Below are 17268 nucleotides of genomic sequence, written 5' to 3'. Positions count from 1 at the left end.
TGACCGCGGATGATGGCCGGAGCGCGCCATCCTAGAGCCCGAACGAGCCGCCTGACCAGGGGTTTCGGGACACATATGCGGCAATGTCAGTGGTGTGGTGTGGAATGGATCTCGTGCCCGCACTGGAAGAACCACTGGAACAGCCACTGAAGTCAGTGCTCGGCCCCGCCACCGCGAAGGTGATGGCCGAGCACCTCGGCCTGCACACCGTCGGCGACCTCCTGCACCACTACCCCCGCAGATACGAGGAGCGCGGCCAGCTCACCCACCTCGCCGACCTCCCCATGGACGAGCACGTCACCGTGGTCGCCCAGGTCGCCGACGCCCGCCTGCACAGTTTCGCCTCGGCCAAGGCACCCCGGGGCAAGGGCCAGCGGCTGGAGGTGACCATCACCGACGGCAGCGGCCGGCTCCAGCTGGTCTTCTTCGGCAGCGGCGTCCACAAGCCCCACAAGGACCTCCTGCCCGGCACGCGCGCGATGTTCTCCGGCAAGGTCTCGGTCTTCAACCGGCGTCTCCAACTGGCCCATCCGGCCTACGAACTGCTGCGGGCCGACACCGACGAATCCGTCGAGACCTGGGCCGGCGCCCTCATCCCGCTCTACCCCGCCACCGCGAAACTGGAGTCCTGGAAGATCGGCAAGGCGATCCAGACCGTCCTGCCCCACGCGCAGGAGGCGGTCGACCCCCTCCCGGACTCCCTGCGGGACGGCCGTGGCCTGGTCACCCTCCCCGAGGCCCTCCTGAAGATCCACCGCCCGCACACCAAGGCGGACATCGCCGACGCCCGCGCCCGCCTGAAGTGGGACGAGGCGTTCGTCCTCCAGGTCGCCCTCGCCCGCCGCCGCCACGCCGACGCCCAACTCCCGGCCGTTCCCCGCGTGCCCGCCCCCGACGGCCTGCTCACCGCCTTCGACGCCCGCCTCCCCTTCACCCTCACCGACGGCCAGCAGAAGGTCTCGAAGGAGATCTTCGACGACCTGGCGACGGACCACCCGATGCACCGGCTGCTCCAGGGAGAAGTGGGTTCGGGCAAGACCATGGTCGCCCTGCGCGCCATGCTCGCCGTGGTCGACGCCGGCGGACAGGCCGCCCTGCTCGCCCCCACCGAGGTCCTCGCCCAGCAGCACCACCGCTCGGTCGTCGAGATGATGGGCGAGCTGGCCGAGGGCGGGATGCTGGGCGGGTCCGAGCGCGCCACCAAGGTCGTGGTGCTGACCGGGTCCATGGGCATGGCCGCCCGCCGGCAGGCTCTGCTCGACCTCGTCACCGGAGAGGCCGGCATCGTGATCGGCACGCACGCGCTCATCGAGGACAAGGTCAAGTTCCACGATCTCGGCCTGGTCGTGGTCGACGAACAGCACCGCTTCGGTGTGGAACAGCGCGACGCACTGCGAGGCAAGGGCAAGCAGCCCCCGCACCTGCTCGTCATGACGGCCACACCCATTCCGCGCACCGTCGCCATGACCGTCTTCGGCGACCTGGAGACGTCCGTCCTCGACCAGCTCCCGGCCGGCCGCTCACCCATCGCCAGCCACGTCGTCCCGGCCGCCGACAAGCCCCACTTCCTCGCCCGCGCCTGGGAGCGGGTCCGCGAGGAGGTCGCGAACGGCCATCAGGCGTACGTCGTCTGCCCGCGCATCGGCGACGAGGAGGAGGACAAGAAGTCCGGCCGGGCGAAGAAGCAGTCCCCCGAGGACGAGGCCGAGAAGCGGCCGCCGCTCGCCGTCCTCGACATCGCCGGCCAACTCGCCGAAGGCCCGCTGCACGGCCTCCGGGTGGAGGTCCTGCACGGCCGCATGCCCCCGGACGACAAGGACGCCGTCATGCGCCGCTTCGCCGCAGGCGACTCCGACGTCCTGGTCGCCACGACCGTCATCGAGGTCGGTGTCAACGTGCCGAACGCCACAGCGATGGTGATCATGGACGCCGACCGCTTCGGTGTCTCCCAGCTGCACCAGCTGCGCGGCCGGGTCGGCCGCGGCTCGGCGCCCGGCCTGTGCCTCCTGGTCTCCGAGATGCCGGAGGCGAGCGCGGCCCGCCAGCGGCTCAACGCCGTCGCCTCCACCCTCGACGGCTTCGAACTCTCCCGGATCGACCTCGAGCAGCGCCGCGAGGGTGACGTCCTGGGCCAGGCCCAGTCCGGCGCCCGCTCCAGCCTGCGCGTACTCGCGGTCATCGAGGACGAGGAGGTCATCGCGGAGGCGAGGGACGAGGCGGCCCGCCTGGTCGCCGCCGACCCGGAGCTCGAGACCCTCCCCGGTCTGCGCACGGCCCTGGACGCCCTCCTGGACGAGGAGCGGGAGCAGTACCTGGACAAGGGCTGAAGCCACCGTCCCGGTGTGCGGGGCGCGAGCACCGGGCGGTTCCCGTGGCACCGCACAGGGGCGGCGCGGAGCCGCTCCCCGGCAAAGGCGCCCGGACGCCTCCGCCTGCCAGACTGGACCCGTATCCGTACCGGTACCCGAACCGCCCCCGAACAAGGACCCCGAGATGACCCGCGTGATCGCCGGCGCAGCCGGTGGACGTCGCCTGGCCGTGCCGCCAGGGACCGGCACCCGCCCCACCTCCGACCGCGCACGCGAGGGCCTCTTCTCCACCTGGCAGTCGCTGCTGGGCGGCCCTCTCGACGGCGAACGCGTCCTCGACCTGTACGCGGGGTCCGGCGCCGTGGGCCTGGAGGCGCTCTCCCGGGGCGCGGGCCACACCCTCCTGGTCGAGGCCGACGCGCGAGCGGCCCGCACGATCCGGGAGAACGTGAAGACCCTCGGTCTGCCCGGCGCCGAGGTCAGGGCCGGCAAGGCCCGGCAGATCATCGAGGCAGCGCCGGCGGCCCCGTACGACCTCGTCTTCCTGGATCCCCCGTACGCCGTCGCGAACGACGATCTTCGGGAGATCCTGCTCACACTCCGCTCGGGGGGCTGGCTCGCGGCCGATGCCCTCGTCACCGTGGAGCGCAGCACCAGAGGCGGGGAGTTCCCCTGGCCGGACGGCTTCGAAGCACTGCGGGCCCGTCGCTACGGCGAGGGAACGTTTTGGTACGGTCGCGCCGCCTCTACGTGCGAAGACGCACGATGACCGGACTGGAGAGCGAGGGACCACAAGTGCGCCGTGCCGTCTGTCCCGGGTCGTTCGACCCGATCACCAACGGACACCTCGACATCATTTCCCGCGCCTCTCGGCTGTACGACGAGGTCTATGTCGCGGTCATGATCAACAAGTCGAAGAAGGGCCTGTTCGAGATCGACGAGCGGATCGACCTGATCCGCCAGGTCACCGCCGAGTACGGGAACGTCCGGGTCGAGGCCTTCCGCGGTCTCCTCGTCGACTTCTGCAAGCAGCGCGAGATCCCGGCCATCGTCAAGGGCCTGCGGGCGGTCAGCGACTTCGACTACGAGCTCCAGATGGCGCAGATGAACAACGGCCTCTCGGGCGTCGAGACGCTGTTCGTGCCGACCAACCCCACGTACAGCTTCCTCTCCTCCTCCCTGGTCAAGGAGGTCGCCACCTGGGGCGGCGACGTCTCCCACCTGGTGCCGCCGCTGGTCCTGGAGGCCCTCGGCGAGCGGCTGCGCCAGGACTGACCCCCGGACCGGATTCCTGACGGCCCGTCACCCGGTGTCCGGCGGACACCGCATGGCCGTACAGTCGTCCCGTCCGTCTCCAACACAGCTGTAGAGAGTGGCGAGCAACCGGTGGACGTGCAGAAGAAGCTCGACGAGATCGTCACGGCGGTCTCCAGTGCCCGGTCGATGCCGATGTCGGCTTCGTGCGTGGTCAACCGCGCGGATCTGCTCGCCCTGCTGGAAGAGGTGCGTGCGGCCCTTCCGGACTCCCTCGCCCAGGCCGAGGAGCTGATCGGCGGCCGTGAGCAGATGGTCGAGCAGGCCCGCCAGGAGGCCGACCGGATCATCTCCACCGCGCATGCGGAACGCGGCTCCCTGATCTCGGACACCGAGATCGCGCGCCGCTCGCAGGACGAGGCGGACCGCATCCTCGCCGAGGCCCGCAAGGAGGCCGAGGAGGTCCGAGCGGAGGCCGACGACTACGTGGACTCCAAGCTCGCGAACTTCGAGGTCGTCCTCACCAAGACCCTCGGCTCGGTCGGCCGCGGCCGCGAGAAGCTGCTCGGCACCGGACCCGGCGTCGACGAGAACGGCTACGAAGACGAGGACGCCCCCGAGCGCAGCCACGACCCCGAGACCCTGCGCCGTGACGCCGACGCCTACGTCGACACCAAGCTGGGCGCCTTCGAGGCGGTCCTCGCCAAGACCCTGGACGCGGTCGGCCGCGGCCGTCAGAAGCTGCACGGCCGTATCGCCACGGATGACCTGGGCGCCCTCGCCGACGACGCCACGACGTTCCAGCACTCCTCCGACGCCGACTACCTCGCCGACCTGACCGCCCTCGCGGAGCAGGACGCCGCGGCCGCACAGCCCGCCCAGCAGCCGTACGACCAGCAGGAACCGCAGCCGGCGTACGGCTACCAGCAGCAGCCCGACCCCTACGGCGGCTATCAGCAACAGCAGCAGCAGGGGTACGGCGGGCAGGACGCGTACGGCTACCAGCAGCAGGCCGACCCCTACGCCTACTACGACACCCAGCAGGCCCCCTACGACCCGAACCAGGCCGCCCAGCAGGCCCAGCAGGCCCAGCAGGAGTACGCCCTCGACGAGACCAGCCTCTTCGACACCGGCATGATCAGTGCCGAGCAGCTGCGCGCCTACGAGCAGGGACGCGGCCTGTAGGCGTCGGCTGCGGAACCCGCCCGCGCGACCGTGCCCGTAGGCCCGCGCAGCGCCGGGCGGGACGGCAGGCAGGAGTGCGGGCAGGACCGGGGCGGGAGGGGGGCAGGGCCCGGATTGGGCTGTGGGCGAAAGCTCCAGTATCCTGTCTCTTCGGTCGCGTGTGCGTTCTGCTGACTTCGTATACGCCCGCGATCAAAGCTGCCCGCAGTACCTTGGGGCAGCGTCCCCCGAGCTCGGAAGATCGAAAGCAGGAATGGCCCTGAACGCCCGCCTCGACCATCGCAAGCCTCTCGTGTTCGACACACACGAGCTGGGGCGGCGGCCCGGTGCGCTACAGCGCCTGACCCGCGAGTTCGAGGCTCCCCGGGATCTCGGGATCCAGGGAGTGATCGGAGTGCCCGAGGGCGCCCCGGTGGAGCTCGAGCTCCGACTCGAGTCGGTCATGGAAGGTGTCCTGGTCACAGGCACCGCCCGTGCACAGGCCGAGGGGGAGTGCGTAAGGTGTCTGGAGCCGCTGGAGCTGGAGCTCGAAGCGGATTTCCAGGAGATGTTCTCGTACCCTGACGCCGACGACCGGGGCCGCCCCAAAGCGGAGCCGGTCGACGACGCCGAGGAAGACGAGGACAGGCTCTTCATCGAGGACGGCTTGTTCGACCTCGAACCCGTGCTGCGTGATGCGGTGGTGCTCGCACTGCCGATGCAGCCGGTGTGCCAGGACGACTGTCTGGGCCTGTGCTCCGAATGCGGAGCGCGGCTCACGGACGACCCGGACCACCACCATGACGCCACCGACATCCGTTGGGCGGCACTGCAGGGACTCGCCGGTTCACTCGAAGACGGCGAGAAGGACGAGATGAGTGGCGAAGCGCCTCGACCGGCGCCCGCCAACGAGAAGCAGGAGAAGTAGCCGTGGCTGTTCCGAAGCGGAAGATGTCGCGCAGCAACACGCGCCACCGCCGGTCGCAGTGGAAGGCTGCGGTCCCCACCCTGGTTGCGTGCGAGCGCTGCCACGAGCCCAAGCTGCAGCACATCGCGTGCCCGTCTTGCGGCACCTACAACAAGCGCCAGGTCCTCGAGGTCTGAGCGGCTGGTGAGAGGCTTCATGTCTGACGCCAAGGCGGACACGACCGCCAAGAACAAGGCGGACACGGCCTCGTCCCACACGCTTCTGGAAGGGCGGCTCGGCTATCGGCTCGAGTCCGCCCTTCTGGTGCGTGCGCTGACCCACCGTTCCTTCGCATACGAGAACGGCGGCCTGCCGACGAACGAGCGGCTGGAGTTCCTCGGGGACTCCGTGCTCGGTCTCGTCGTCACGGACACGCTGTACCGCACCCACCCCGACCTGCCCGAAGGCCAGCTGGCCAAGTTGCGGGCCGCGGTGGTCAACTCGCGTGCGCTGGCGGAGGTCGGCCGTGGCCTCGACCTGGGTTCCTTCATCCGGCTCGGCCGGGGTGAAGAGGGCACGGGCGGCCGGGACAAGGCATCCATCCTCGCCGACACCCTCGAAGCGGTGATCGGCGCGGTCTATCTCGATCAGGGCCTCGACGCGGCCTCCGAACTGGTGCACCGCCTGTTCGACCCGCTGATCGAGAAGTCCTCGAACCTCGGTGCCGGCCTGGACTGGAAGACCAGTCTCCAGGAGCTCACCGCGACCGAAGGGCTCGGTGTCCCCGAGTACCTGGTCACGGAGACCGGCCCCGACCACGAGAAGACCTTCACTGCTGCTGCCCGCGTCGGAGGCGTCTCGTACGGCACCGGCACCGGCCGCAGCAAGAAGGAGGCGGAGCAGCAGGCCGCCGAGTCCGCGTGGCGGTCCATCCGGGCCGCGGCGGACGAGCGAGCCAAGGCGGCCACGGCCGTCCCGGCCGCCGACGGCAGCCCGGACACGGAGTCCGCCTCCGCCTGACCAGCAGCGGAACAGTAGAACAGCGGTACGAGACGAGCGCCCGCCCCCCACTGGGATGCGGGCGCTCGGTACAGGGGATCCCATGCCCGAGTTGCCCGAGGTCGAGGTCGTCCGGCGCGGTCTGGAGCGATGGGTCGCCCATCGCACGGTCGCCGACGCGGAAGTGCTGCATCCGCGCGCCGTACGCCGCCACCCGGCCGGCGCCGACGATTTCGCGCACCGCCTGAAGGGCCACCGCGTCGGCGACCCCGGTCGCCGTGGCAAGTACCTGTGGCTGCCGCTGGAGGACACGCACCAGGCGGTCCTGGCCCACCTCGGCATGAGCGGACAGCTCCTGGTCCAGCCGCACGAGGCCCCCGACGAGAAGCACCTGCGCGTCAGGGTCCGCTTCGCGGACGAGGTGAACACCGAGCTGCGCTTCGTCGACCAGCGCACCTTCGGCGGTCTCTCGCTGCACGACACCACCCCCGACGGCCTGCCGGACGTCATCGCGCACATCGCCCGCGACCCCCTCGACCCGCTGTTCGACGAGGAGGCGTTCCATCAGGCCCTGCGACGCAGACGCACCACCATCAAGCGGGCTCTGCTGGACCAGTCGCTGATCAGCGGGGTCGGCAACATCTACGCGGACGAGGCGCTGTGGCGTGCCCGTCTGCACTACGACCGTCCGACCGGGAACCTCACGCGCCCGCGCACGTTGGAACTCCTCGGCCATGTGCGGGACGTGATGAACGCGGCCCTCGCGGTGGGCGGCACCAGTTTCGACAGCCTGTACGTCAACGTCAACGGCGAGTCCGGCTACTTCGACCGGTCACTGGACGCCTACGGTCGTGAGGGTCTGCCGTGCAGGCGGTGTGCCACACCGATGCGCCGCCGTCCGTGGATGAACCGGTCCAGCTACTTCTGCCCGAAGTGTCAGAAGGTGCCGCGCATACCGTCGTAACGCTCGCGGGCGGCCAGCACATCACCCATGCGCCCCTCCACGCAGTGGATGAGGGACAGCAGTCGCTCGGCCACGTCCCGCCCCAGCGGGGTCAGTTCGTAGTCCACCCGGGGCGGGTTGGTCGGCTGGGCCTCGCGGTGCACCAGACCGTCGCGCTCCAGCGCGTGCAGCGTCTGCGACAGCATCTTCTCGCTCACGCCGTCGACCCGGCGGCGCAGTTCGTTGAAGCGCAGCGAGCCCTCGTACAGCGCCCCGAGCGTGAGTCCGCCCCAGCGGCCGGTGACGTGCTCCAGCGTGCCGCGCGAGGGGCAGGCCCTGGCGAACACGTCGAACGGGAGGTCCTGGTCCTCCGTGCGCTCCTGGGTGATGTCCATGCCTCAAGCGTACGCGAAGGTAGCGCTAGCTTGTAGGTTGCACTAACTAAAAGTTAGTGCTTTCCTTTGGTCACCGCCCTGAACCGCCGAATCGAGGAGTACGCGTGTCTGTCCCCGCTGTTTCCGTCCTTCCTGTCCCCGTCGTCTCCGTCGCCTACCACTCCGGATACGGCCACACCGCCGTCCTCGCCGAGGCCGTCCGTGCCGGGGCCGCCGACGCCGGTGCGGAGGTGCGTCTGATCAAGGTCGACGAGATCACCGAGGAGCAGTGGACGCTGCTCGACGGCTCGGACGCGATCGTGTTCGGTTCACCGACCTACATGGGAACAGCGTCCGGCGCCTTCCACGCCTTCGCCGAGGCGACCTCGGCGCGCTGGGCCACCCAGGCATGGAAGGACAAGCTGGCCGCCGGGTTCACCAACTCCGGCTCCAAGAGCGGAGACAAGCTGCACACGCTCCAGTTCTTCCAGATCCTGGCCGCACAGCTGGGCATGCACTGGGTCAACCTCGGTCTGCTGCCCGGCTGGAACAGCAGCACCGGCTCCGAGAACGACCTCAACCGGCTCGGCGTGTTCCTCGGCGCGGCCGCTCAGACCAACGTCGACGAGGGTGCGGAGGCCGTCCACAAGGCCGACGTGGCCACGGCGGAGCACCTGGGCCGGCGGGTCGCCGAGACCGCACGGGTCTTCCTGGCCGGCCGCGCCCAGGTTGCATGATCGTTTCTGCGGGGTCAGCCACCCGCCGTTCGGTTCCTGACGCGACCTCAGTAGCCGAAGAAGTGAAGGGGCGGGTCTCTGACCTGCGGCCGTGTAATCGACCAACGCTACGACCTGCGACTTAGCTGTCGGCGGTTGTCAGCCTTGGTCGTCGTTGAGCACCCCCGCACGGCCCAGAGACGGCCCGAGCGGGGGTTTTCTACATGGCACCTCGATGCGGACTACGGGCGGGGAGGTTGCTGAGGTCTCTTAGGCCGGTCAGAAGGGTGGCAACGGCCAGCCGCAGCCAACCTCGGTCGGTTAGGTTGCGGTACGCCGCTGCTGTACGACCTCCCCGGCACAGAGCATGGCCATCAGCTCGAGGACGCCCACGACTGTCCCGATAACATCGGCAGCCGCCCCCCAAGTGATCACGACGACGATCACCACCGTGATCACCCAGGGTTTCAGCATGGGGTTTGACAGGCCCCACGGGGCAAGGGTGACACTCATGATGAGCCTCCTGAGGTTCATGCCCACCCCGGGGTCGTACGCGCCGCCTAAAGCTAGTTCGGCCCCGGAGTGGGCGTCCTTGTTGGTGAGTCCCATGGTTAAGCCTCGTGGAGGCTCCGCGCAAAGCGCGCCAAGCCGCAAGTCAAACCGACGGAATTGCCCCCCACCTGCATTTATGTAGCTACACGAACCCCTCGTGACCAGCCACTACTGCATAATTGGCAGATACAAACACTTATCAGCGCTTTACGGTCACGCGAACCCCACTTGACCCAATTCTCTTTGTCAATGCTTTACGTTTTCGATTGAATGATCTACCCAAACCGGGCAATTAACTCACTGATCGGCGGGCTCTTCCAGTGCGGAGAGGGGCCGCGCGTCCTCGGCCATGACCGGCTCGGCTCGGCCTCTTGGTACGAGGGGAACCGGGACCCCCTGGTTCGCGGCCTCCTGGATGAGGTTCCGAAGTTCGCCGGGTGTGGGCCACGGGGCGCGGCGGTGGATCATCCGGTGACAGTTGGCGCAGATCAGAGCCAAATCACTGAGCTTGGTCCGTCCCTCGCCGGCCTCGTGCAGGGGCACGACGTGATGACACTCGATGTATCCGGCGCCACGGGGGCCGTAGGTCGCTTCGAAGTCAAAGCCGCATGCCTCACAGGCGAGTTGCCGGCCCTGACGCAACACGGTATCGATCTTCCTCTTGCGCAGCCCCTTGTCCCGCTCGCGGCTCTTGTGGCGGCGTATCAGCAACCTGCCCTCGGGTGCGCTGTAGTCGTCTTCCTCCTCGCCATCCGGGGGCAGGCTCTGAAACTCCCCCGCGGTGAGGCCGTCCCGGATGCGTCGGGCCACCTCCGCCATCTCGGTCGGTCGCGTGAGGAAGTCGTTCATGACTTCGACGTCGAGCGCGTTGCCGTTCGTGGGCTTCCCTTGGTAGTCCGGGTGCCGGGACGTGATATCAACCGTTTTGCGAGCTACACCGTTGGGATTCCGGAACAGCTCATTGCGGAGTTCCTCAGGGTGGATCGGCATGGCTTGCAGCAGTTCGGACAGCTCGATCACGCGTGGGTCGTTGAACTCCAGCCGCTTCCAACCGTTGGCCATCGCCAGGTCGCAGGCAAGGATGATCTCGTCGCGTGTCCAGTCGGGACTCCGGGACGAACGGATCACGAAGCCGAGCCGGGCAAGCCACCTGGCGGCGTGCGACCTTCCCCCGATCAACTCATCCGACCTCAGCGCTCGGCCTTGATCGAACTTGTGGGCCACTCCGGCGATGGCTTTCGAGTCGTACGTCCGATCCTCGTGCACGAGGAGGTACCCGGTCGCCGGCCTGTACCCGTACTCGGACAGGAACCTCTCACGACCCAACTCCTCGTACTCCGCTATGGCCTTGAGGACACCGTCTCGACTGATCGCACCTTTGCGCATGATGGAAGGGTAGGTGTCACCGCTGACAGCCCGTTAGACGGCCACTCGCCTCACCACGATGCTCCCCAGCTCCCATCCCGTCTGCCGTCGACCCACACACCGTGGAGCGGGCGTGGTTCAGGGCGTCAAGGTGGAGCGCGCCACTGTACGAACGACCTTGACGCCCTGGGCCACGGCTGCTCGGCTCTGCCTGGGTCGATGGCAGACGGGATGGGAGCCTCCCCGCGCCCGCCATCTACGGGCCGGCACTCGCGAACGGTGCCCCCGCCATCCTGGAGCCTGAGCGCCCCCGCCGGAGGCATGTGTCCTTGCCTGCACCTGGTGGGCGAGCCGTGTAGCTGTCCCCTTGTAGCCCCGGCATGTATTTCGCCCCCTTGTGGGCGCGGGTGTCGACGGCGGGCCAGCCCCGGCGGCGAAGACGAGGAGGGGCAGGTCCGGCGGCGGCGACCGGCGCCGCCGCGCTGTGCGCGGCCCCTTTTCGAACGACGTGAGAAGACTGATCAGTCCTTGAGGTGCCGGGAATCGTCAGGTGGCCCTGCCGCCGTCGATGTGCTCTTTCCCCCGTGGCTCCGCCCACCTGGAGCGAGCGAAGCGAGCACTTGATGAGGTAGAGAAACCTGTAACAACTCAGCTCACGCCGCTTCGGTCGGCAAGCTCCCTGAGCGTCTCGGGCACGCGTCGGCCCGATAGTTGGATCAGGTCGCGGATGATCTCGCGGGCCAAGTGGTGATCGCGAATCTGTTCGGGTGCGTGAGTCTCGGCTTCCAAGAGTGCGGCGGTTGCCTCGCCTACGTGTCGGCGCTGCGAATGGGCCCGGGCTACGTCGAGCAGGAAGCGCGCCTGACGCTCGGCCGAGAGTCCGCCTGCGTCAACTTCCGCCGCGATCTCCAACGCCAGTCCTGCATCCCCCAGCTCTACGGCCGTGCTCACGGCGTGAAGCCTGACGTTCGTGGGGCCGAACTCGGTGTCGAAGTCATTCCGGTCCTCTCCCAGACGCGTTGCGATCTCCCCGGCTCGGGCGAGGTGAACCTGCGTGTCAGACCGGTTGCCCTCCCGTGCGTTGATCACGGCAAGCACAAGGTTCATGGCGCCGAGAAGTGACAGTTCCTCTGGTGGGCAGGCGGGGTTCTCCGCTCGCGGGTCCAAGACGCCGACTGCCGACTTCGCGGCTTGCTCCGCCTGGTCCATACGCTGCTGCCGCATGAACGCGTGAGCCATGCGAAAGAGGCTGGCCACCACCTCGAGCGGCTGGCCGGCCATCTCGGCCGCTTGCAAGGCGCGGTCCGCGGCAACCCATGCGGCGTCCGCCTGGTCCTGCCGGGTGAAGCTGGCGGCGGCTGCCTGGTAACTGCGCGCCCTGAGTGAGTGCAACTCGACGCGATCGGCTGCTGGCGCGTGGCGTACCGCGACCTCGATTTCGGGGAGCAACTTGGCAAGGTGATCGCTCAAAGCCGCAAAACTCGATGCGTGCACGTACTCCCATGCCTGGTCAACGAGGTCGCGGAACTCGGCAAGCGTGGGCACAGGGGAAGTCGGTGCGTGGTCGAACAGGCTGCCCAAGGCAGGGTGACCGGTGAGGGCCACGCGCAAGCCGTCTAGATCGTTGCTCCCCGGCTCGGCGGTCTCGTCTACAGGAGCTGCCAGGGACGGGGAGGCATCGGGACGGATCTCTCGTACGGAGACGCCCAGGGCATCGGCGAGGCCCTGAAGGATCGCCAGGCGTTCGACGGGCTGCACGCCACGCTCGACCTGGGACACCCAGCTCTCGGATCGCCCCATGGCGGTAGCAAGGTCGGCTTGCGACATGCCTGCGGCCCGCCGAAGCTCCTTGATCCGCTGGCCGGTCGTGGGCGGTGGAGTACTCACTTCGCAGTCCCGTCCGGGTACTTGCCGGCGTACGGCTCCAGCCAGTCCACGTCGGTCTTCTCGATGTACTGCGTGCGCTCGCTCAAGAAGCGCAGTGTGTGCGGCTGGCGCTCGTGCTCTTCGAAGGCTGCCCGATCGGCGTAGATCTCGAAGAAGATCCGTTCGTTGGGCGCCCCCTCGACCGTGTGGCAGGCGTAGACCAGCGTTCCTGGCTCGTGCGCCCGAATCCCCGCTTCCGTCTCCTTCACCAGGGCATCGAAGGCATCTCCCATGCCGTCGCGCAGGGTGAATCGGACAAAGAGAGCAAAGTTTGCCATAACTCCTCCTTCTTCCCGTAGCAGTCTCGCAGACTCAGAGTTTTGCTGCTAGTCGCAGGTTTTCTGTTGACCCGCAGAAAAACTGCGAGTAGCTTCAAGCTGTCAGGAAACAAGGCACCCCGGGCTGCGTGCCATCCGCCAAGATCACAACGCAGCCCGGGGCTCATCCCACAAGGGGAGAACTCCATAATGCCGTCTTTCAAGATCGACACGTCGACCGCGTTGGTGTTCGTGGCGACCGCGCCGGAGCCGAAGGTGAAGAACTTCCAGACCGGTGAGCGGGCTGTGAACGCTGAGGGGCGGGCCATGTCGACCGTGGGTCTGCTGGTCTCGGACGAGGGGGAGGGCAACCTCCTGAAGGTCAACGTTCCGGAGAACGGCTTCCCGGAGGGTCTGGCCCCCGGTATGCCTGTCACGGTCATCGGCCTCAAGGCCCGGGACTGGGAGAACGTGATCAAGGGTGAGAAGCGCTCGGGTATCTCGTTCAGCGCGGTCGCGATCACCCCGGCGGCCTGACCATGTCGGACCTGTCGGTGTGGCTCGAAGCCACGGGGGCCTTAGCGGGGGCCGGTGGTCTCGGCTACGCGAAGTACAACGCCCCGGGGGTGTACTGGTCGCTGGTCGGCCTGCCGGTGACGTGGGGGCGGTTCGTCCTCTCGTACCGGTCGACGATGGACGTGTGTGGGCTGACGGTCCGGCCCTCGCGCCTGCGGGCGTTCGTGACTCGCAACGTCGCCCGCCGTGAGGTGCAGCCGGTTCCGCCGAAGATCCGTCGGATGCGGGGCACGTCGACCGGACTGCGGGTCACTCTGCGGCTCCCGGCCGGCCTGGAGCCCGCCGACCTCATGGCGTCCTCGGAGCGGTTGCGTCACGCGTGGGGTGTGCACTCAGTGACCGTGGTGGAAACGAAGCCCGGCTTCGTCGAGCTGCGGATGACCGGCTACGACGTGCTGCGCCGGGTGCGGATGCCGCGTAAGGCCCGGCCTCACGACCTGATCGTGCCGGTGGCGCTTCGCGAGGATGCGACCGCGTTCGAGCGGGACTACCGCAAAGCCCCGATGGCTCTCACGCTCGGGGCGAACCAGTCCGGCAAGTCCATGTACCTGCGCAACCTGATCAAGGGGCTGGCGCAACTGCCGGTGGCGCTGGTCGGCATCGACTGCAAGCGCGGTGTGGAACAGTCCGGCTTCGCGCCCCGTCTCTCCGCCTTGGCCACCACCCCGGATGAAGCCGTCTCGCTGCTCGGTGTCCTGGTCGCAGAGATGGAAGAGCGTTTCGACCTGCTGAGCCTGCACGGCGCTTCCGACCTGTGGGAGCTGCCCGACAGCGTCCGGCCGGTGCCGGTGGTCGTCCTGGTCGACGAGATCGCGGAACTCTTCCTGATCTCCTCGCGCAAGGACGAGGAACGGCGCGAGCATCTCGTCACCTCGCTGATCCGGCTGGCGCAGATGGCCCGCGCGGCCGGCATCTACCTGGAGATCTGCGGGCAGCGCTTCGGCTCCGAACTGGGCAAAGGCGCAACGATGCTCCGTGCCCAGCTCACCGGCCGGGTCGTGCACCGCGTCAACGACAAACAGACCGCCGAAATGGGTCTGGCGGACGTCGCCCCGGACGCGGTCCCGACCGCAAGTCTGATCCCGATGGAACGCCCCGGAACGGCCGTTGCGGCGGACGTCTCCGGCGGCTGGTCGAAGATTCGCACCCCGGAGACCTCCAAGGCCGAAGCGGTGGCGGTCTGCCGGGAGTTCGCCCACCTGGTCCCGGACCTGCCCTTCCTGGACCCGTTCCGTCCCTTCGTGCCCGCTGAGGTACCGCCGGCGACCGGTCCGTCCCTGGTCAAGCCCCGCCCGGTCACGGAGTGATCGCCGTGGTCGCGCGAAAGACCACCGCCCCGGAACCTACGAAGTGCCCGGTCTGCCTGGGCTCTGGAGAGGTCTCCCGCACCGTCCACGTGGGCCGCAAGCGTCGCACGGTCGGCCAGCAGACCGGCCTCTGCCTCAACTGCCTCGGCAGCGGCGAAGCGCCCACCGACTGAATCCGCCGGGACTGGGCGGCGCCCTCTGGTTCCGCCCGCCCGGCCCGACTCCCTTCGAAGGGAGGTGGCGCACATGTCCCGCTCGATCCGCCCGGACGCGGTCCTGATCCAAGCCATCATCGCCGGCGCGCTGTCCTTCGCCCACCTGCACGACCTTGCCGAAGCCGCCGGACAGACCGGCTGGAAAGCCTGGGCCTACCCCATCTCCGTCGACCTGCTGTTGGTCGCCGCCTGGCGCCGACTGCGCACGGCCCGCCGGGACCGCTCCGCGTGGACCTGGTTCGTGATCGCCCTGACCGCGTCGCTCGGCGCGAACATCGCGACTGCCGGGCTCCTCGACCTCGGCAACGTGCCGTCCTGGCTGCGGATCCTCGTCGCAGGCTGGCCCGCCCTCGCCTTCCTCGGCGGAACCCTCCTGGTCCACAGCCCGGCCGAACCGACCGCTCACCCACAGCCTGTGGACGAACCGGCCGTGGTGGAAGTCGAGACGCACCGCACCGACATCCCCGTCCCGCCCACGGACGTACCAGAACTCGACCCCGCCCCCGTACGGCCTGCTCCTGCGGCTCCGACGATCCCGGCCGCGCTGCTGGACCACGCCCGCAAGCTCGCCGACACCCACCGGACGACGACCGGCGCCCCCATGCCTGCCGAAGTGCTCGCAGCCCGGCTCAGCCTGCCCGCCCCGATGACTGACGCCATCGCCGCGCAACTCCAACTCACCTGATCAGACAGGAGTGCCTCTCATGCCCCAGACCTTCAACACCCCCGCCGACTACGTCGACGCTGCCCGCGAGATGGCCGACGCCGGCCGCCCGGCTCTGGCCCGGCTCCTCGCCGAGGAAGCCGCCGACCGCACGCCGGACCGGAACGCGGCGGCCTGCATCCTCGCCGAGTTCCCCGGCCGCAGCCTGCGACGGGAGGGCTGACCCGTGGCCGTTCACCGCCGCTTCCGTGACCGCATCCGCATCGGCCCCGTCCAGGTCGCCACCTACTACGACGGGCGCGGCCGGGAGATGCACACCGCCGCCTGCACGGCCCCCGGATGCGGCTTCTCCACCGACTACCGCGACCGTGCCGCCGCTGAACTCGCCGCCCGCACCCACCGCTGCACTGCCTAGGAGGCCCTCGTCATGGACGTCCCGCTCTGGCTCGCCGTGATCGCCGTCGGCTATCTCGGCATCAAGCTGGCCCGCCCGCCGTGGTGGCTGGTCGCCCTGCTCCTCCTCGGCGGCTACCTCGTCGCTGACAGCTTCCTCGCCCCCACCATCGCCACGATCGTCAAGTAGAAGGGACCGCCCTCGTGTTCACGCCGAAGTACCCGCCCCAGGACATCGCACCGTCCGCTACGGCCCCCGCCCCGACAGTCCACGCCCCGGCGCCCGTCCAGCCCTCGGCCCCGGCTCCGGTCCCGACCGCTCGGGTCTCCAACCGGCCCACCGTGCAGCTCACCCCGGGCAGCGCGCTCGCCCTCGCCGCCGGCGGTGGTGCCGTGGTCCTCGTCGTCGGCGCGGTCCTGGTCTCGCTCCTGCTCGCGGTCGCCATCACGGGCGTCTCCGTCGCCGTGGTCGCGGTCGTCCTGCGCGGGCTCGTCAACGACCTGCACAAGGGCAGGTGAACGATGGAAACCGTGATCGCCGCCGCGTTACCGGCGCTCGGCTGGGCCGTCCACGGCGGTCTCCTCGTCCGCCGCCTGGCCACCGCCCGCCGCGACCCGCTGACTGGCCTGCACACCCGTGCCGGATGGACCACCCGCGCCGAACAGCTGCTCATCCGACACCCGGCCGCACTGGTCGTCCTGATCGACCTGGACGACTTCAAGAACATCAACGACACCTACGGCCACGCTGCCGGGGACGCGGTCCTCGCCGCGACCGCCCGCCGACTGCGCCACTGGTGCGGCCACGGCATCGCCGCCCGCCTCGGAGGAGACGAGTTCGCCGCGATCGTCAGCGACTCCCACCACACCCCTGGACTCGACGCCCTGCGGAGCACCCTCGCACGGCCCGTCCTCTACGCCGGCGACTTGCTGCCGGTCTCCGCCTCGGTTGGCTCCTGCCACCGCACCGACCTGCCGGTTCCGACTCTCACCGACGCGCTGTCGACCGCCGACGCCGGGATGTACGCGGCCAAGGGACACGGCAGGCGCAACGTCCACAACTGAACGGCCCCCGGAGCGGCCTCGGTCGCCAAACTTCCGCCGCTCCGGGCGCCTGACCCCATCCAGATCCAACGGACCCGAAAGGGAAGCCCCATCATGCCCCAGCACGCCCGGAACACGCCCGTCTGCCGTAGCTGCGACGGCTTCGCCACCGCCGCCATCACCACCGGCACCCGCCACACCGACGGCACCTGCGCCACCCTCCGCGTGACCTGCCCGACCTGCAAGGGTACCGGCACGGCCCGCCCCGCCACCGCCTCGACCGTCCCGGCCGGGAGGTGACCG

At 69.1% G+C, this 17268-nt stretch carries 24 protein-coding genes; 19 read left to right on the top strand and 5 right to left on the bottom strand.

Translation table 11 applies throughout. The features are described from left to right. Positions 1 to 104 precede the first annotated feature (104 nt). The 8 genes from recG (at position 105) to mutM (ending at position 7597) form a co-directional block, all read left to right on the top strand. Positions 105 to 2327 carry an ATP-dependent DNA helicase RecG gene (gene recG / locus OHS71_RS12855; RefSeq protein WP_328479524.1) on the top strand — a complete coding sequence of 741 codons (2223 nt, stop codon included), beginning with the start codon at positions 105 to 107 and terminating at the stop codon, positions 2325 to 2327. Positions 2328 to 2493: 166 nt separating this feature from the next. Beyond that, positions 2494 to 3078 (top strand): 16S rRNA (guanine(966)-N(2))-methyltransferase RsmD, encoded by a 585-nt coding sequence (gene rsmD, locus OHS71_RS12850; RefSeq protein ID WP_328479523.1) that lies wholly within the window; start codon positions 2494 to 2496, stop codon positions 3076 to 3078. Positions 3079 to 3104: 26 nt separating this feature from the next. Next, entirely contained in the window at positions 3105 to 3584 is a 480-nt protein-coding gene (gene coaD / locus OHS71_RS12845) for a pantetheine-phosphate adenylyltransferase (RefSeq protein ID WP_328484491.1), read from the top strand. A gap of 111 nt (positions 3585 to 3695) precedes the next feature. Continuing rightward, positions 3696 to 4748, top strand: a complete 1053-nt coding sequence (locus tag OHS71_RS12840; RefSeq protein ID WP_328479522.1) for an ATP synthase F0 subunit B — start codon at positions 3696 to 3698, stop codon at positions 4746 to 4748. Between the two features lie 253 nt (positions 4749 to 5001). Continuing rightward, a complete protein-coding gene (locus OHS71_RS12835; protein ID WP_328479521.1) occupies positions 5002 to 5655 on the top strand; it encodes a YceD family protein in 654 nt (217 codons plus the stop codon). A 2-nt stretch (positions 5656 to 5657) separates the two neighbouring features. After that, on the top strand, positions 5658 to 5831 hold the full coding sequence (rpmF, locus tag OHS71_RS12830; RefSeq protein WP_007493396.1) for a 50S ribosomal protein L32: 174 nt from the start codon (positions 5658 to 5660) through the stop codon (positions 5829 to 5831). A 19-nt stretch (positions 5832 to 5850) separates the two neighbouring features. Beyond that, positions 5851 to 6654: a ribonuclease III gene (rnc, locus tag OHS71_RS12825; RefSeq protein WP_328479520.1), complete on the top strand. Its 804-nt coding sequence runs from the start codon at positions 5851 to 5853 to the stop codon at positions 6652 to 6654. A gap of 82 nt (positions 6655 to 6736) precedes the next feature. After that, positions 6737 to 7597: a bifunctional DNA-formamidopyrimidine glycosylase/DNA-(apurinic or apyrimidinic site) lyase gene (gene mutM / locus OHS71_RS12820; RefSeq protein WP_328479519.1), complete on the top strand. Its 861-nt coding sequence runs from the start codon at positions 6737 to 6739 to the stop codon at positions 7595 to 7597. Here mutM and OHS71_RS12815 read toward each other — a convergent pair. After that, positions 7570 to 7971 (bottom strand): winged helix-turn-helix transcriptional regulator, encoded by a 402-nt coding sequence (locus OHS71_RS12815; protein ID WP_328479518.1) that lies wholly within the window; start codon positions 7969 to 7971, stop codon positions 7570 to 7572. The two genes, mutM and OHS71_RS12815, sit on opposite strands and share 28 nt — an antisense overlap. Positions 7972 to 8075: 104 nt before the next feature. Between OHS71_RS12815 and OHS71_RS12810 the strand changes: the two genes are divergently transcribed. Beyond that, a complete protein-coding gene (locus OHS71_RS12810; protein WP_328479517.1) occupies positions 8076 to 8687 on the top strand; it encodes a flavodoxin family protein in 612 nt (203 codons plus the stop codon). A gap of 300 nt (positions 8688 to 8987) precedes the next feature. Here the strand turns inward: OHS71_RS12810 and OHS71_RS12805 are convergent, their stop codons facing one another. The 4 genes from OHS71_RS12805 to OHS71_RS12790 form a co-directional block, all read right to left on the bottom strand. Then, complete coding sequence (locus OHS71_RS12805) at positions 8988 to 9275, bottom strand: hypothetical protein (protein ID WP_328479516.1); 288 nt, start codon at positions 9273 to 9275, stop codon at positions 8988 to 8990. Positions 9276 to 9515: 240 nt separating this feature from the next. Further along, positions 9516 to 10604, bottom strand: coding sequence for an HNH endonuclease (locus tag OHS71_RS12800; RefSeq protein ID WP_328479515.1), 1089 nt, complete (start codon positions 10602 to 10604; stop codon positions 9516 to 9518). A gap of 627 nt (positions 10605 to 11231) precedes the next feature. After that, positions 11232 to 12470, bottom strand: a complete 1239-nt coding sequence (locus OHS71_RS12795; RefSeq protein WP_328479514.1) for a helix-turn-helix domain-containing protein — start codon at positions 12468 to 12470, stop codon at positions 11232 to 11234. After that, positions 12467 to 12787 (bottom strand): putative quinol monooxygenase, encoded by a 321-nt coding sequence (locus OHS71_RS12790; protein ID WP_328479513.1) that lies wholly within the window; start codon positions 12785 to 12787, stop codon positions 12467 to 12469. The genes OHS71_RS12795 and OHS71_RS12790 overlap by 4 nt, the downstream gene beginning before the upstream one ends. A 189-nt stretch (positions 12788 to 12976) precedes the next feature. Here OHS71_RS12790 and OHS71_RS12785 point away from each other — a divergent pair, with 189 nt between their 5' ends. From OHS71_RS12785 to OHS71_RS12740, 10 genes are all read left to right on the top strand, one after another. Further along, on the top strand, positions 12977 to 13303 hold the full coding sequence (locus OHS71_RS12785) for an SCO3933 family regulatory protein (RefSeq protein ID WP_030792406.1): 327 nt from the start codon (positions 12977 to 12979) through the stop codon (positions 13301 to 13303). A 2-nt stretch (positions 13304 to 13305) separates the two neighbouring features. Continuing rightward, positions 13306 to 14649 (top strand): FtsK/SpoIIIE domain-containing protein, encoded by a 1344-nt coding sequence (locus OHS71_RS12780; protein ID WP_328479512.1) that lies wholly within the window; start codon positions 13306 to 13308, stop codon positions 14647 to 14649. Positions 14650 to 14654: 5 nt separating this feature from the next. Then, entirely contained in the window at positions 14655 to 14822 is a 168-nt protein-coding gene (locus OHS71_RS12775) for a hypothetical protein (RefSeq protein WP_328479511.1), read from the top strand. Between the two features lie 73 nt (positions 14823 to 14895). After that, complete coding sequence (locus OHS71_RS12770; protein ID WP_328479510.1) at positions 14896 to 15549, top strand: DUF2637 domain-containing protein; 654 nt, start codon at positions 14896 to 14898, stop codon at positions 15547 to 15549. A gap of 19 nt (positions 15550 to 15568) precedes the next feature. Then, positions 15569 to 15751: a hypothetical protein gene (locus OHS71_RS12765; protein ID WP_328479509.1), complete on the top strand. Its 183-nt coding sequence runs from the start codon at positions 15569 to 15571 to the stop codon at positions 15749 to 15751. A 3-nt stretch (positions 15752 to 15754) separates the two neighbouring features. After that, a complete protein-coding gene (locus tag OHS71_RS12760) occupies positions 15755 to 15943 on the top strand; it encodes a mobile element transfer protein (RefSeq protein WP_328479508.1) in 189 nt (62 codons plus the stop codon). A 12-nt stretch (positions 15944 to 15955) separates the two neighbouring features. Continuing rightward, positions 15956 to 16111, top strand: a complete 156-nt coding sequence (locus OHS71_RS12755; protein WP_328479507.1) for a hypothetical protein — start codon at positions 15956 to 15958, stop codon at positions 16109 to 16111. Between the two features lie 14 nt (positions 16112 to 16125). Then, the gene (locus OHS71_RS12750) at positions 16126 to 16440 is read left to right on the top strand and encodes a SpdD protein (RefSeq protein WP_328479506.1); all 315 of its coding nucleotides are present in this window, start codon (positions 16126 to 16128) and stop codon (positions 16438 to 16440) included. Between the two features lie 3 nt (positions 16441 to 16443). Then, positions 16444 to 16986: a GGDEF domain-containing protein gene (locus OHS71_RS12745; protein WP_328479505.1), complete on the top strand. Its 543-nt coding sequence runs from the start codon at positions 16444 to 16446 to the stop codon at positions 16984 to 16986. Positions 16987 to 17079: 93 nt separating this feature from the next. Further along, entirely contained in the window at positions 17080 to 17265 is a 186-nt protein-coding gene (locus OHS71_RS12740; protein WP_328479504.1) for a hypothetical protein, read from the top strand. Positions 17266 to 17268: the final 3 nt, after the last annotated feature.

Origin of the sequence: Streptomyces sp. NBC_00377 (assembly GCF_036075115.1) — a bacterium.
GTDB lineage: Bacteria > Actinomycetota > Actinomycetes > Streptomycetales > Streptomycetaceae > Streptomyces.
Note: the sequence above shows the minus strand (reverse complement) of the source record. Positions and strands in the feature narration are given on the sequence as shown.